General features: G+C 46.2%; 15 protein-coding genes and 1 pseudogene. 11 read left to right on the top strand and 5 right to left on the bottom strand.

Features of this window, described 5'->3' with window-relative positions; all coding sequences use genetic code 11:
- Positions 1-206, top strand: a pseudogene (locus HW443_RS13010) (BrnA antitoxin family protein); the annotation flags it as partial.
- A gap of 71 nt (positions 207-277) precedes the next feature.
- On the opposite strand, the gene HW443_RS05290 reads toward HW443_RS13010, so the two are convergent.
- A complete protein-coding gene (locus HW443_RS05290; protein ID WP_246273139.1) occupies positions 278-496 on the bottom strand; it encodes a type II toxin-antitoxin system HicA family toxin in 219 nt (72 codons plus the stop codon).
- Positions 497-609: 113 nt separating this feature from the next.
- On the bottom strand, positions 610-2007 hold the full coding sequence (locus HW443_RS05285; RefSeq protein WP_176230807.1) for a hypothetical protein: 1398 nt from the start codon (positions 2005-2007) through the stop codon (positions 610-612).
- A gap of 140 nt (positions 2008-2147) precedes the next feature.
- On the opposite strand from HW443_RS05285, the gene HW443_RS05280 reads away from it, so the two are divergent.
- On the top strand, positions 2148-2576 hold the full coding sequence (locus HW443_RS05280) for a glycosyltransferase (protein ID WP_176230806.1): 429 nt from the start codon (positions 2148-2150) through the stop codon (positions 2574-2576).
- Between the two features lie 112 nt (positions 2577-2688).
- Here HW443_RS05280 and HW443_RS05275 read toward each other — a convergent pair whose 3' ends face one another.
- Positions 2689-3954, bottom strand: coding sequence for an ATP-binding protein (locus HW443_RS05275; protein ID WP_258189004.1), 1266 nt, complete (start codon positions 3952-3954; stop codon positions 2689-2691).
- Positions 3955-4076: 122 nt separating this feature from the next.
- Here HW443_RS05275 and HW443_RS05270 point away from each other — a divergent pair, with 122 nt between their 5' ends.
- Positions 4077-4358: a UPF0175 family protein gene (locus HW443_RS05270; RefSeq protein WP_176230804.1), complete on the top strand. Its 282-nt coding sequence runs from the start codon at positions 4077-4079 to the stop codon at positions 4356-4358.
- A 250-nt stretch (positions 4359-4608) separates the two neighbouring features.
- Here the strand turns inward: HW443_RS05270 and HW443_RS05265 are convergent, their stop codons facing one another.
- The gene (locus HW443_RS05265; protein ID WP_176230803.1) at positions 4609-4845 is read right to left on the bottom strand and encodes a type II toxin-antitoxin system HicA family toxin; all 237 of its coding nucleotides are present in this window, start codon (positions 4843-4845) and stop codon (positions 4609-4611) included.
- On the bottom strand, positions 4838-5137 hold the full coding sequence (locus HW443_RS05260; RefSeq protein WP_176230802.1) for a type II toxin-antitoxin system HicB family antitoxin: 300 nt from the start codon (positions 5135-5137) through the stop codon (positions 4838-4840). The genes HW443_RS05265 and HW443_RS05260 overlap by 8 nt, the downstream gene beginning before the upstream one ends.
- A 300-nt stretch (positions 5138-5437) precedes the next feature.
- On the opposite strand from HW443_RS05260, the gene HW443_RS05255 reads away from it, so the two are divergent.
- The 8 genes from HW443_RS05255 to HW443_RS05220 all read left to right on the top strand — a co-directional run.
- Positions 5438-6616, top strand: coding sequence for a glycosyltransferase family 4 protein (locus HW443_RS05255; protein WP_176230801.1), 1179 nt, complete (start codon positions 5438-5440; stop codon positions 6614-6616).
- Positions 6617-6874: 258 nt separating this feature from the next.
- Entirely contained in the window at positions 6875-8041 is a 1167-nt protein-coding gene (locus tag HW443_RS05250; protein ID WP_176230800.1) for a glycosyltransferase family 4 protein, read from the top strand.
- A gap of 238 nt (positions 8042-8279) precedes the next feature.
- Positions 8280-9692 (top strand): B12-binding domain-containing radical SAM protein, encoded by a 1413-nt coding sequence (locus tag HW443_RS05245; protein ID WP_176230799.1) that lies wholly within the window; start codon positions 8280-8282, stop codon positions 9690-9692.
- A gap of 111 nt (positions 9693-9803) precedes the next feature.
- Entirely contained in the window at positions 9804-11021 is a 1218-nt protein-coding gene (locus tag HW443_RS05240) for a glycosyltransferase family 4 protein (RefSeq protein WP_176230798.1), read from the top strand.
- On the top strand, positions 11018-11938 hold the full coding sequence (locus HW443_RS05235; RefSeq protein ID WP_176230797.1) for an NAD-dependent epimerase/dehydratase family protein: 921 nt from the start codon (positions 11018-11020) through the stop codon (positions 11936-11938). Before HW443_RS05240 ends, HW443_RS05235 begins: the two co-directional genes overlap by 4 nt.
- A gap of 190 nt (positions 11939-12128) precedes the next feature.
- Complete coding sequence (gene wecB, locus HW443_RS05230) at positions 12129-13301, top strand: non-hydrolyzing UDP-N-acetylglucosamine 2-epimerase (protein ID WP_176230796.1); 1173 nt, start codon at positions 12129-12131, stop codon at positions 13299-13301.
- Positions 13302-13310: 9 nt separating this feature from the next.
- Positions 13311-14510, top strand: a complete 1200-nt coding sequence (locus HW443_RS05225) for a nucleotide sugar dehydrogenase (protein ID WP_176230795.1) — start codon at positions 13311-13313, stop codon at positions 14508-14510.
- A partial coding sequence (locus HW443_RS05220; protein ID WP_176237959.1) for a glycosyltransferase occupies positions 14510-15325 on the top strand: 816 nt, incomplete at its 3' end. The genes HW443_RS05225 and HW443_RS05220, both read left to right, overlap by 1 nt.

Below are 15325 nucleotides of genomic sequence, written 5' to 3'. Positions count from 1 at the left end.
CTCGTAGAGAAACTGCCCAGCAGGTTGAAGAGATGCTTGAGGGAGCCGAACTGTTTAAGGCGACACGACTGCCCCGTCGCCCTGTCTCAGTTCGTCTGGATCCACAGGATATCTCAATGCTCAAGCGAGTCGCCAGGCGCAAGGGCATTCCTTACTCACAACTGGTTGCAATTTGGGTACATGAGCGGATCGAGGAAGAACGATAAGTTTCTGCTATATAAGTGCGGTTAGCAGTTACCGCACTGAACAACCAACTTTTCGAAACAGCGGCACCTTTCTACTCCAGAAGTCTTTCAATTTCCTCATCCGTGAATTTCAACTGTCTCAAAACCCTTTTGCAGTATGCAGGATCCAATGTCTTCTTTCCCATCTGGACAGGAGCCGAATACCTCTTATCTTCGACGATCCTTGAATATATCGCATGGTCTGTTGACCCCTGCCTGACAAATACTGCTCCGCCTTTTTCCAGCAACTTCGAGAGATCCTTGCTGGACATCGAAGGCACTTTAGGCATAGTAAGGAACCTCGTGCACTTCAAGTGGTCTCAAAAGCACACCTTCCCCTGGCTCCTTATACCACTCAGGTTCTGTATCTCTCAGAAACTTTTTTCTAATTGTTCTGAGGCGAAGAAGACTCAGCGCCTCTGAGTCTGGTGTAGATGTTCCCGCGCAAAAGATAAAGAAGGAGTAATGTGAGCACTAAAAGGGCAAATATCCAGGCCAAGGTTAAGAAAGTGTTGGGTTGGGCAGGGTTAAAGTAGGCTGGGAAAAGTTTGGTTAGATCTATCAAGGAGCTGTGATCTCGAAGAAAGTTGTTGACGCCATCATCAGATACATAAAGGTACTCTTCCGGCCTGGCAGAGAGGAAATAGGCCAGGGAGAGGCTGAGAAGGGAGAGGACATAAAAGGGATATCTCAGCCGATTTCCTCTTGCCACATAGTAGCTGGCAGCTATGGCTACGGCGAGAAGGGGAACCATAGAGACCAAAAAGCGAGGAGCCGGGCTGTAACCGCCCCACCAGGCACCATAACCAAAGTTTGAAGCAGATATAGCAAAATAGGTGATAAAAACAGCAAATAAAGGATAGAAGGTCTTTCTCCAGTTGAAGAAAAGTACCACAAAACCGAAAAATATGAGGATGTATATAGGAGAGAAAACCAGGAGTCCTGCCTCCTGATCTAAGAATAGGCCTGAGAATCCCTGGTAGGATAGGTTTTGGAAGAGTCTTCCCGAGCCCATGGGAAGAGGGTTGCCTCGGATGTGATAGTTGTAGGCGGCCATTGCCAGGCCGGAGATGAGTAAAGGAATGAGCACCAGGAAAGTTCTTCTAAGGATCATTCTGGTTCTAATCAGGAATAGAGCGAGAAGGATCCCAACACTGACAATAAAACGAAGATGTAACCAGGGCAAAAAGGAGAGATATAGACCCAGCGCCAAACTGTTTTGGGAGCCAGTTTCTAAGTTTTTTAGATTAAGGATCTTCCTTAAGGAATGAACTATCAGTAGTCCGCCGGGGATTTCTGGATAAATTTGAAGCGAGTAAAAAAGAATGGGCGAGGTGAAGGAGGTAGATAGCCAGGCCACGGTGGAAGCCCATTTGTTTTTAGTGATATCATGGCACAGAGAGTAAGACTCTATGGAGAAAAGGGCGGTCAGAAAACCCATGAAAAGAACGACCAAAAGTCGATTTCCTAGAGCATAAGCGGGCAGGATCAAGACAGATAGGCCTATCATATGGTAGGTATAAGTTTTCCCAGCTTTGTTGTCGATTCCATGGGGCTCCATGGGGAGCTCTCTTCCAAACAATTTGTAATCTTCGTTAGCGTAATTATTGGTTAGCTCGATATCTCCATCAAATAATAAGCTGTGGGTTACCAGCAAATAGTGGGGTTCATCTCCGGTAAGCCTAAAATCACCTATTTTAAACAGCGCAAAAACTAGATAGATAACTAAGGTGATGGCAAACAATAGTAATTTTTGGGGATCTTGGGAGGTTTTAAGTTTCATGTTCGAGTATCTCCCGCTATAATTTGTATCTGATAGCTACTTTACCAAGATAATTTGTAGATTTCCAGTTCTAAAGGAGGGTAGAAATCAATATCTGTGTCTTTATTCGAATAGTAGAGGAGCACGGAGTAGGTGGGGGAATGGAACGCCAGAACCGGCTGCTCTGTGAAGGTCTGGCCCGCCTGGGTAATGAAGTCCATGTCATAACCAGTGGGCATCCAGAAGGACTAGAATTCTTAAGAAAGGGAGATGTAGCCTATCATTTTTTAAAAGGCACTCCTCCTGGTAGATACACTGCTCTCTTTTGGCAGAGGGGTGCGGATAAGCTCGACGAACTTCACCAGGATGTGAAGTTTGACCTGGTTTGTAGTCAGAGCCTGGGGGGCTTTGGCTATTACCAGTTTGGAGACAAAGAAAGAAAGGTACCTTACATAGTTGTTCTTCAGGGAACCACTTTGTCGGATTTGCACAGCATTTGGAGAGGTGTGCGGCAGAGTCCCACTTTTATAGAGATAGCCAAATTTTTGTATCGCTTAGGAAGGTTAATCCGATATTATCTTCTGTGTTAGCCTGCTAAGCGACAGGATGGTAGCTGCTGCATCAGTGCTCCATTGAGAAACCTTCCTCCTATGAAAGGCTTAAGTGTCTGGAATTTAAATAACTGTAACGGCCTACCGTCTGTCACAGTTCCCCTCTCCCAAAGATGGTCCAGGGGATAGCTATGATCTTCTCATGAAGATGTCTTACCTCATTACCAGCATAGACCAGAATACCTAAGACCGTTTCCGGATATTCCCTCAAGAAGACACGAAGGCCGTGAGTATCCTCATACCTGAGCGCATTAGTTAACTTAACTTCCATTGCAATCAGTTTTCGACCCTGCTCTATAACAAAGTCCACTTCTTCTCCCGAAGCGGTTCTCCAATAATAGATATTTGCCCGGGGTATCAGCAGTTGAGAAAGCGCCTTGAGGTGTAGAAATACAAGTGTTTCAAAAAAACTTCCGACTTCCCTTGCGTGAAGCAAACTTTCCTCATCGTAGTATCCTGCCAGGAAACTGCAGAGTCCAGGGTCTATCCAGTATATTTTTGGAGACTTAATCAGTCTCTTTGTCCTGTTTATGGCAAATGCAGGTAGCCTTTCTAAGAGACAAGTAGCCTCAAGGAGGTTAATGTATCTATATACTGTAGGTTGGCTGATGCCTGTATCTCGGGCAATTTCTGTTTGATTGACCAGTTGCCCATTGCGTAAGGCTAGAGCTCCCATGAGTCGCCTGAAGGCAGGCAAAGATTCTATCTGAGACAACTGACGTAAATCTCTTTCAAGATAGGTAGCTACATACCCTTCCCACCACAGTATAAAATCCTCAGCCCTTTGATAGGAGAGAAGAGGAGGCATAAAACCTCGTAAGATAAGGGGAATAGGATCTAACATCTCTTGAGAAAACACGCCGTCGCAAGGTACATCTCCTTTAAAGAGAAGATCAAGCCCTCCTTCTATAGGTTTTTCGAGAGTCTCGCCTAAGGTCATTGGATATAAGTTAAAAAGAACGGAGCGTCCAGCTAAAGTTTCACTGACTTTTTGTAGTAGTAGTATGTTGGCTGAGCCTGAGAGTATAAAACGCTTATTCCTTCGGTCTCTGTCTACAGCCCGCTTTACGGCAGGAAGGATAAAAGGAGTTTTCTGCACTTCATCTAGTATTATTTCGTTTACTCCAGCCCACAATGAAGCTGGGTCTGCCTCTGCCTGACCAAGAACATCTATATCATCGAAGGTAATATATCGCCAAGCAGGGAAAGGGCTCTCATTCTGGAGCAATGTGCTCTTTCCCACCTGTCTAGCACCTGATAACACGACCACTGGATGATCTTCGATAGCACCTCGGATTAAAGGAGCAACCCACCTTGGTTTGTATTTTGATTCAAGTTCTGAATGACTGTCATTCATAATATGAATAATATTGCGCAATTGGGACACTGTCAAGCCTTTGAATCCTCAATACTTTTCAATTGACATTTGATATTTTTCTCTTACGGGGCTAAACTTTACCTCAAACGGAGGTGAAGATAATGAAAGAACTAAGAATACGAGTTCCTGACGAACTAGTTGATCTCATAGGATCTGAGGAAATGGCACAAAAAGAAGCTAAGGAAGCACTGATCTTAGATTTGGTTGGCAGGGGGAAGATATCCAAAGGAAAAGCAGCCCAGCTTCTAGGTGTCAGTCTTTGGGATCTGCCCGAAGTCTTAGCCAAATATAGGATACCCTGGTTTGACTATACTGCCGAGGAATTAAAGAAGGACCTCGAGTTTCTCAAGAAGGTTGAGAGAGAAGAGGAGGCTGCTGGGTGAAGGTCGTCTCCAATTCAAGCACCCTCATTGCCTTTGCCCGAATTGGACATCTGTGGAAATAATCAGAACCGGCTGGACTTCATGGTTATCTCAAAAAGTCCAGCCCGTCTCTGGCCAAATCTGAGGGTAGGTTCAACTCAAAGTATTTAATCCAGCGGAGCTTGAATTTTGAAAGAGTACCACGGCTGTAAAGCTGTGGGTATCTATAAAGCCATATAAATCCAGGCGCAAAAGAAACCGTGGCGCCTTTTTACTCCAGAAGTCTTTCAATTTCCTCATCCGTGAATTTCAACTGTCTCAAAACCCTTTTGCAGTATGCCGGATCCAATGTCTTCTTTCCCATCTGCACAGGAGCCGAATACCTCTTATCTTCGGCGATCCTTGAATATATCGCATGGTCTGTTGACCCCTGCCTGACAAATACTGCTCCGCCTTTTTCCAGCAACTTCGAGAGATCCTTGCTGGACATCGAAGGCACCTTAGGCATAGGAAGGAACCTCGTGCACTTCAAGCGACCTCAAAAGCACACCTTCCCCTGGCTCCTTATACCACTCAGGTTCTGTATCTCTCAGAAACTCAATGAATTCATCAGTGGAAATAGAGGATACAGCAGTCTCTGGATGCTCTTTTATATCTACCAGATACAATTCTATCGCTGTTCTCAGGTTCTTCTCCACATCTGCCAGGTCTTCACCACGAGCAGAAACATTGAGCTCCAAACATATCGCAACATATTCAAGCTTGCTTTTACGGACTATTGCTGTATATTTCTTCTCCATTTATCTCTTCTCCTATCAGCTTTATGTAGGAAAATTATATCATAGGATCTGCAACTTCCTTCAAAAATAGCTAAAATCAAAAAGAAGAGCGATAATGAGTAGGTTTCAAGTTTGTTTGCTCGAGAGCAAAGGTGATATATAATGAGTCAGGATCTCAAAAGGCAGGTCTTTTAGATTAATAGGTAGGAAGTGTTTTAGTAGAGAAAATAAGAATACTTTCATATACCTGATTGCAAGGAGGGCAAAATCAATATCTGTGTCTTTATTCGAATAGTAGAGGAGCACGGAGTAGGTGGGGGGATGGAACGGCAGAACCGGCTGCTCTGTGAAGGCCTGGCCCGCCTGGGCAATGAAGTCCATGTCATAACCACCGGGCATCCAGAAGGGTTAGAATTCTTAAGAAAGGGAGAGGTGGCCTATCATTTTTTAAAAGGCACTCCTCCTGGTAGATACACTACTCTCTTTTGGCAGAGGAGTGCGGATAAGTTCCAGGAGCTTCACCAGAACATAAACTTCGACCTGATTTGCAGCCATAGCTTGGGCGCTTTTGGCTATTACAGGTTTGGAGACAAAGAAAGAGAGGTGCCCTACACGGTTGTCCTGCAGGGAACGACTTTGTCAGATTTGCACAGCATTTGGATAGGTGTGCGGCAGAGTCCCACTTTTATAGAGATAGCCAAATTTTTGTATCGCTTAGGAAGATTAATCCGATATTATCTTCTGTGTTGGCGTGGATTTTTGAGTCAGGCCTCCAAAATAATCGCGGTGAGCCGGGAGATTGCCGAAACTGCCATCAAAGAATATGGCCTGGTTCGAGAAAAGGTTGTGACCATACCCAATGCAGTGGACATGGATGTCTTTAAGGTCTCAAGCCAAAAACGGAATTATATACGAGAGAGATATGGGATAGGAGAAAAGGAAGTCCTGTTGCTGGTAGCTGGAAGGGTTGAAGCGGACAAGGGAATGGATTTAGCAGTAAAAGCTCTACCTGAGATTGTTAAGAAAAGGGAGAATGTGAAACTGATGATTGTTGGAAAAGGGAGTTATTATCCCAATTTGTCCAAGATAGTTAGCCGTCTATCCCTAAACGATAAGGTGATTCTTTGTGGTTACGTCAAGAATGATGAAATGCCTGACTACATAAATGCCTGTGATATTTTTTTGAACCCCACCATCCGTTTTGAGGGATTTCCCTTAATTATTCCAGAGGTCATGGCCTGTGGCAAGCCTATTATTGCCTCACGTATTGGAGGCATACCTTCGGCTGTCGAAGACGGGAGGGATGGAATTTTAGTGGAGCCAGGTAGTATAAAGAGCCTGGTGGACAAGATAATAGAGCTGATAGATGACCAGAGTCTGGCGGATAAACTTTCAGAGAACGGTCGAAGGAGAGCAGAAATGGACTTCAGCCAGGGAAGAGTCGTGGAACAATACCTTGATGTTTTTGATACGTGTCTGAGAGCTCTGGATAATGACTGACAATTCTAGATCAACCAAACCAGTTTGCCGAAGGTGTGCTAGACTTAGTTGATTTAGAGTAGCGGCTCAGTTTGCTCGGAGCCCGGGGCTCTAGCCAGGCAGTTCGGCAAGTTCTACGAAACTCAGTTTGACACAGGCCTTTGTACTTCAGCCCTGGAAAGATGCAGTCAAATTTCTATACTTAGAAAATAGATTCCCATTTTCATCGTCCAGGGTGACGAAGCCGTCATGAAAAATTACTAAGATTATGAGAGGGCCATGAACATACTCCGCATAGTTTATGACTTTCCTCCTCCCTGGCGTGGACTAAGCCCAGGCACTTACGAGCTTAGCAAAGCCCAGGCAGAGCAGGGAAATAAAGTGACTGTGCTTTGTGGAGGTTGGCCCAAGCGCAAAAGCTATTCAGAGGAAAATCTGAAGGCCATCAGACTTCTGAGCGCTATTCCCAAAATTGGCATCCTTTTGACTTATGCTCCAGCCGTTTTGTTTTCTCTCTTAAGATTAACCAGAACCTACAAATTCGACCTGATCCATGGTCACAATTTTAGCCCCCTTTTTTACCATCTGGCTAGAAAGATGGGGATGAAAAGGAAAGACCCCTATATCTTACACATGCATATCACGACTGCAGGTCGCTGGCAGCAGAGCTCACCAAAGGTGGGTTTTTGGACCAGACTGGAATGGGTGCTCCACCGGTTCTCGGAAAGAATTGGGTGCCAGGTAGCAGATAAGATAATCTGTGTGAGCGAGTCAGTCCGGGAGGAGGTCCAAAGATTTTATAAGGCCGATCCCAAGAAGGTTTTGGTAATCTCAAATGGAGTAAATACAAAACTTTTTACCCCTAATGGGCAAAAAGCTCAGGTGGAGGGAATGGATGAAGAGAAGGATATTATTATCCTATTCGTAGGGGTACTAAGAGAGAGGAAGAATTTAGAAAACCTTATTTTAGCCCTGCAATTTTTGGAAAAGAGATATAAACTGTTGGTAGTGGGGACAGCTCAGGAAAAATGGTACTACAGAAATATTCTTAGAATGGCACGGGAGAAAGCTCTTCTGGACAGGGTTTTTTTCCTGGGGTACATTCCCTATCATGAACTGCCTTCCTATTATAGGTTGGCTGATGTTCTGGTTCTACCTTCTCATTACGAGGGTTCGCCCAAGGTGGTGCTGGAAGCTCTGGCTTCCGGAGTTCCGGCTGTAGTGTCCCGCGGCTATCAGGCAGATAGGTATTTAGAAAGTCTGGTCCATAGGATAGAGGGAAATAATCCAGAGGAGACCGCCCAGGTAATCCAGGAAGTTACTGAGAAAAAAGGAGATGTGGACGTCCAGGTAGTGAGAGAGAAATATGGCTGGCCTAAGGTGGCGGGGCAAATTCAGGATGTTTACTCTGACGTGCTTTTTAGGTCAGGCCAGCAAGAAGGATAATTCTGTTATCTGGACAGAGTTAATGTTACCTCGCTAGAGTTAGCGAGCAGTGGATGGACGAGGCGACGTATACTTATCGAGAAATTGTGACCGTGCCAAAACATACTAATCGGCGGGAATTTTGGTCATATAAGATGAGCAAGACAGAACTCCTGATTAATGGACATTATCACTTCAATGGTCATTGAAACTCGTGCCCACCGATTATGGGACGATTACAGAAATTGGAGAATAGTAAATGGCTTCTATAGTCTTAGTTAATCCTCCTCTATCTTTAGAAGAAAGATATGGAGATCTCTCCGAGGCCGGAAACACTCTTCCCTCCATCGGTATATGCACTTTGGCGGCAGTCCTGCGCCAGGCCGGCCATAAGGTAAGGATCATTGAAGCTGCTTCCTGGGGTTACGATCACGGGGATGCTCTTCGAGAGATAGTAGAAGTCTCACCTGACTACGTGGGGATAACCACTCTCACCCTCTCTGTTTTTAGCGCGGCTAAACTTGCTGAAATGATCGAAGAGGCGGACAAACGTATCAGGGTGATAATCGGCGGAGCCCATGTAACGGCAGTGCCCAGGGAAACTATGGCGATGTTCCCCCAGTTTGATGCCGGAGTCTTGGGAGAGGGTGAGGACACTGTAGTGGAGCTTGTGGGGGCCTACGAAAACGGTGCGGACCTGAAAGGCGTTAAAGGCATAGTTTACAGAGAGGGGGAAGAGGTGGTAGTTACCGGAATGAGGCCTTTTATCAGGGACCTGGACAGAGTACCTTTCCCGGCTTTCGATCTCCTGCCTGACTTTCCTCGGGGTTACCGGCCTCCAGCTTTTCGGTTTAAAAGGCTACCTGCCGCTTCCATAGTCACCTCCCGAGGCTGTCCTTATAAATGCATTTTTTGCGATCGTTCGGTGTTCGGGTCAGTTTGCCGGGGGCACAGTGTCGATTACGTGATGGAGATGATAAAGGATCTGGTGAACAGGTACGGGATCAGGGAATTTCTGATAGAGGACGATACTTTTGTAACCTTTAAATCCAGATTGATAGCTCTCTGCGAGAGAATCTTAAGGGAAAATTTAAAAATCTCCTGGTCCAGCCTGGGCCGAGTGAATTCGGTGGACAGAGATATGCTGAAGCTGATGAAAAGGGCGGGATGTTGGCAGATAAGCTACGGGATAGAGAGCGGGAACCAGAAGGTGCTCGATTTTGTCAACAAGAAGACCACTTTGGAGGTCGTCGAGAGAGCAGTAAGGTGGACCCGGGAGGCGGGGATACTCAGCAAGGGCTTTTTCATCCTGGGGCATCCCACGGATACCAGAGAGACTATTGAGGAGACCATTCGATTTGCCAGGAAGCTGGACCTGCACGACGTGAGTGTGAACATGTTAACCCCCTTGCCTGGCTCCCAAATCTATGAAGTGGCTAACCAGTATGGGGAGCTTGATAATGATTGGCGAAAGATGAATCTTCTTAATGTGGTTTTTGTCCCCTACGGTTTAACCAGAGAGGAACTGGAGGGATATTACGGGAGATTCCTGAAAGAGTTCTATCTCAGGCCCAGGATAATCACCTCTTATTTAAAAAGAATAGCCTCTAATCCCCGATACAGTGGAAGATACTTGAGAGGCCTGGGAGCCTTTGTGAGGACGGCATTTTGACCAATACTTAGGAAAATAATCCAGATTTTCATGTTTTGCAGATGATGAGGCCATAATGGCCAACTACCAACATTTTCGTGCTACGCGGGTGTGGGTCCCGCAATGAGAATTATGAACATCTTGGTGGTTCACGAAGTAAATTGGTTTAAAAAGGTGGTCTATGAGTTCCACGATTTTGCGGAGAACCTGTCCCTATTGGGGTACCGGGTGATATGTGTCGACTTTGAGGAGGGATGGGAGAGGGAAAGTTTTTTTGACCTGGGTCATCTGGGGATAAGAGTCTACCAAAATGTGAGTCGGGCTTCCAAAAACAGCACTGTGGAGCTAAGGCGTCCCGGCCTGATCAAATTGCCTCTTTTGGACAGACTGACCAGCATTCTTACCCACTATTTTGCCATTAAGAAGATCATAAGATCCGAGAGTATTGATGCTATCCTTCTTTATTCTGTTCCTACTAACGGGATACCAGTTGTCTTGTTAGGGCGGCGGAACAAGATACCGGTCATTTTCAGGTCCATAGACAAATTACACCGATTGCGCCACAAGGTGTTCAGGTGGCCCGTCTTTTTCAGTGAGAAGATAGTGTATCCTCGGGTGGATAGGATTTTGGCTCTCACCCCCAAGCTGGCCGATTATGTTTGCCAATTGGGAGCTGAGAGGGAAAAGGTCACCTTGTTGTTACCGGGGATAAATCGGGAACTGTTTCGCCCAGCCCCCAGGGATGCCCAGTTGATGGAGCGGTGGTCTCTTGAGGAGGATGATAGAATAATAATTTTTGTGGGCACTTTTTTTGAGTTTTCGGGCCTGGATTTTTTTATAGAAAATTTCCCCCTTCTTCTCCAGGATCTACCCCAGGCCAGGTTGCTTCTGGTGGGAGATGGGCCTCTCAGGAAGAAGATAGAAAGAATGGCGGGCGCTCTGGGTATATCAGACCGCATTACCATCACCGGGTTTCAGAGCTATGAGTTGGTACCCAGGTTTATCAATCTGGCCCAGCTAGCCGTCAACCCTTTCAGATTGGTGGATGCTACTCGGGATATTATTCCCACCAAATTGCTCCAATACCTGGCCTGTCAGGTTCCCGTAGTGTGCACTCCTCTTCCGGGAATCCAAAGTGTGCTGGCTGGTGAGGATTGCGGCATAGTTTATAGTGATTCCACCGACTTTATGTCTCGGGTTAGAAAACTGTTGATGGATGAGGAAAAGAGAAAAAGCTTGGGCGAAAAAGGGCATAAGTATGTCGCACAAAATCACGATTGGAACATCCTGAAAAAGAGACTGGAGACTCTGATCCAACAAGAAATAGAGAGGAAAGGGACAAGAACATGAGGATATTGGTCACTGGGGGCCTGGGAGCTCTGGGTGCTCCTCTGGCTCGGGAATTGAGAAATAGAGGGCATGAGGTCTGGGTCTGCGATCTGGTTCATTCTGTAGGTCCTAACTATATCCGTTGTGATGTGGGAAATTTTCGGCAGGTTAAGAGAATATTTGACCAGTTAGATTTCGACTACGTATATCATCTGGCCGCCGAGTTTGGCAGGAAGAATGGAGAGGAATATTATGAGAATCTCTGGGTTACTAACGCCATAGGGACCAAGAATATTTTGAGGATGCAAGAAGAAAAGAAATTCCGATTGATATTTTCCAGCAGTTCTGAGGTCTACGGCGATTATGGCGGGGTGATGGAAGAAGATGTGCTATTACACCACCCCGTCAGACAGTTGAATGATTATGCCATCTCAAAATGGGTCAACGAGATGCAGATAATTAATTCTGCCGAGCAGTTTGGGACCGAGACGGTGAGAATCCGCATCTTTAATGCCTACGGGCCAGGAGAACATTATAGCGACTATCGAAGTGTAGTTTGCGTCTTTTCCTATCGAGCTCTCATGGGATTGCCCTATACCGTTTTCCTCAAGCACCACCGGACCTCCATCTACATCGATGATGCGGTCAGGACTATGGCCAATATCGTGGACCGCTTCAGGCCAGGAGAGGTCTATAACATAGCGGGCCGACAATACCACGATATTAAATACATATCTGATCTGATTCTGCAGTATTTAGGCCAGGACGATTCCCTGGTGCAATATCTTGATTATGAGCCTCATAACACTTTAAATAAGAAAGCAGATATCACTAAGTCCATCCAAGATTTAGGCCACGATCCTCGGGTCCCACTGGAGGAAGGAATTCCCAGCACCATAGAATGGATGAAGTCGGTCTGTGAACTACCCCGCCTATAGGGACGGCGCTTCCACAGGAAGCATTTAAGGCTTTGCCTTCTGCCATAGGCAGTAGCATTACAGCCCGTTCACTGGGGCGTTTTCCCTCACCATATAGGTTGAGGGTATGAGAATAGTGTATATGTTTTTGCGTAAGATGTCAAATACAGAAATCGGACTGTATCCCCTTTCTTACAAAAGGGGGAAAGCTATGCCAGATAAAATCAAGGCTATGTTTTTCTTTGGGACCAGGCCCGAAGCCATAAAGATGGCTCCCATCATTAAGAAGATAGAGGAGGGCAATAGCGGCATTGAGCCCCGGGTGGTGGTCACCGCCCAACATCGACAGATGTTAGATCAGGTGCTGGATACTTTTGATATTGAGGTCGATTATGACCTGAACATCATGCGTTCCAACCAGAGCCTGAGCGATATTACGGAGAGAGCTGTTCAGGGGTTTGAGAAAGTAATAAGAGAAGAGGATCCTCACATGATTTTGGTCCAGGGTGATACTACTACTGCTTTTGTAGGGGGGCTGGTAGCTAATTACCACAAGATTCCAGTGGGCCATGTGGAGGCAGGCCTGAGGAGCTTCGATAAGTTCAACCCCTTTCCAGAAGAGATAAATAGAAAGTTGATCAGCGTTTTAACTGATATACATTTTGTCCCCACTTCTGTATCTAAGGAAAATCTATTAAGAGAGGGTGTTCCCTCTGATCATATATTCATTACCGGAAATACCGTCATCGATGCTCTTTTTAGGACGGTCAAAATGGATTTTGATGTGGAGGAGAGCTTTCCCCTTATCGATTTCCAAAAAAGGATTATCCTGGTGACTGCCCATCGCCGAGAAAATCTAGGCCAGTACATGCGGCAGATTTTTGAAGCCCTGGGTCAGATATCCCGGGAATACCAAGATGTAGAAATCGTATTTCCCGTACACCTGAATCCAAGGATAGGGGACCTGGCTGGGGAAATACTGGGTGATCTGCCAAACGTCCACTTGCTAAAGCCTCTGGATTATCTTTCCTTTGTAAAAATCATGGAGAAGTCCTACTTCATTTTGACCGATTCGGGCGGGATCCAGGAAGAAGCTCCTTCTCTGGGCAAACCAGTGCTGGTCTTGAGGAAGGTTACCGAGAGGCCCGAGGCAGTAAAAGCAGGGACAGTCAGGGTGATAGGGACTAAAAAGGAGGATATAATCAGGGAAATGAAAAATTTGCTGGCGAACGAGGAAGATTATATGAGAATGTCCCAGGCCATAAATCCCTACGGAGATGGCAGAGCCTCGGAGAGGATAATATCTATCCTTCGCTATTGTTTCCAAAAGGATTTGCAGAGACCCCGGGACTTCATAGCTCCCGGGCTGGAGGGCACTGGATAAGGAGACCAGATGACAAAAATAGTGGTCATCGGTACAGGATATGTGGGATTGCCCGCGGCCATAATGCTGGCCAGGAGCGGTTACACCGTTGTGGGTGTTGATATCGATAAGAAAATCGTGGAAGCCATAAATAACGGGGTACTCCATATAGATGAAAAAGAGTTGCAGGAGCTGCTCAATCTCCAGGAGGTTAGAAAGAATTTAATCGGCATGGCCACCCCCAGCCAGGCTGATGTTTTTATGGTAGCCGTTCCTACTCCCCTGGACGACCGGAAGAAGATCTGTGATCTTTCCCACGTCATCTCGGCGGTGGAGTCCTTTTTGCCCTATCTGGAGAAAGGGAACCTGGTAATCATCGAATCCACCATACCGCCCCTTACCTGTAGAGAAATTATAATTCCCCTTCTGGAGAAAAGCGGACTTGAGGTAGGGACGGACATACTTCTATGTCATTGCCCGGAGAGGATACTGCCGGGAAACGTTTTTGAGGAGATAGTGCATAACGACCGCCTCATTGGTGGCATAAACCGGAAGTCCAGCCTGGCGGCCCGGGAGATCTATTCCAGCTTCGTCCAGGGGGATCTTTACCTGACCGATGACGTCACGGCTGCGCTGTGTAAATTAATGGAGAATACCTACCGGGATGTTAATATAGCTCTGGCCAATGAGTTTGCTTTGGTGGCCGAAGGCCTGGGAGTGGATATAAAGGAGGCCATCTTTTTGGCCAACAAACACCCCCGGGTCAATATCCTAAATCCGGGCATAGGGGTGGGGGGACATTGTATACCCATAGACCCGTGGTTCATCAAGGAAGTAGATCCCAAACACACCAACTTGATTATGACCGCCCGGCGGATTAACGACGAGATGCCGGAAAAGATCGCCAGTCAAATAAGGAAGAAAGTCAGAGATCTGGTGAAGCCCCAAATCGTGGCTCTGGGGGCAGCCTACAAGCCTGATACCTACGATATTCGAGAAAGTCCGGCCATCAAGATAGTTAATTTGTTGCGAGAGGACGGCTACCAGGTCGAGCTATATGATCCCCTGGTGAAAGAGTATGCCTACGACAGCCTGCTGGATGTGGTGGAGGGAAAGGACTGCCTGGTGGTTCTGGTGGAGCACAAAAAGATAGTCGAGGAGCTGGAAAGCAATCTGGAGCTGATAAAAAGCCGGATGAGAAACCCTCTTATAGTTAGATTTTACCTCTGATGAAAATTCTGCAGGTAGTTCCTTACTTTAGTCCTGCCTGGGCCTATGGTGGTACGCCTAAAGTGGCTTTTGGCCTGGCCAAGGCGTTGGCCAGGGCGGGGCATGAGGTAGAAGTTTTCACCACCGATGCCTTTGATGGTAGAAGAAGAAACCCCTGGGGAGGCGATAAGGTTGATGTCGAAGGCATGAAGGTTTTTTATTTCAGAAATTTAAGCAATAAGCTGGCCTTTGACCACCGGCTTTTTCTAAGCCCCGGGATGGTTTGGGCGACAAGAAGAGAGCTAAAAAGATTTGACGTTATCCATTTACACGAATATCGGACTCTTCAGAACTTTATAGTCTCTCATTATGCCAAAAAGTACAGGATTCCCTATGTACTCTCCGCTCACGGATCCCTCCCCAGATTTTCCAGGAAAAGGGGATCAAAAAAGATATTCGACCTGGTTTTTGGAAGAAGGATATTGGAAGATGCGGCTGGATTGGTAGCTATTCGGGAAGAGGAGGCCCAGCAATATAAATTGATGGGAGCAAATGCCCAAAAAATCAGGATAGTTCCCAATGGGTTAGATGTGGGCTTATTTGAGAATATTCCAGAAAAGGGCCGATTTAAGAGAGAGTTCGGTTTGCAGGATAGACGAATAATCTTATTTCTGGGAAGGATAAACGTCATAAAAGGCTTAGATTTCTTAGTGCGGGCCTTTAACCAGGTGCAAAAAGAGCTGGAAGATGTGGTTTTGGTTTTGGCAGGCCCTGATGATGGTTATAAAAGAACCTTATTGAAGCTGATAGAGAAGCTAAATCTCACGGATAAAGTG

This window comes from Candidatus Hakubella thermalkaliphila, assembly GCF_013281975.1.
In the GTDB taxonomy this organism is placed as follows: Bacteria; Actinomycetota; Humimicrobiia; order Hakubellales; family Hakubellaceae; genus Hakubella; species Hakubella thermalkaliphila.
Note: the sequence above shows the minus strand (reverse complement) of the source record. Positions and strands in the feature narration are given on the sequence as shown.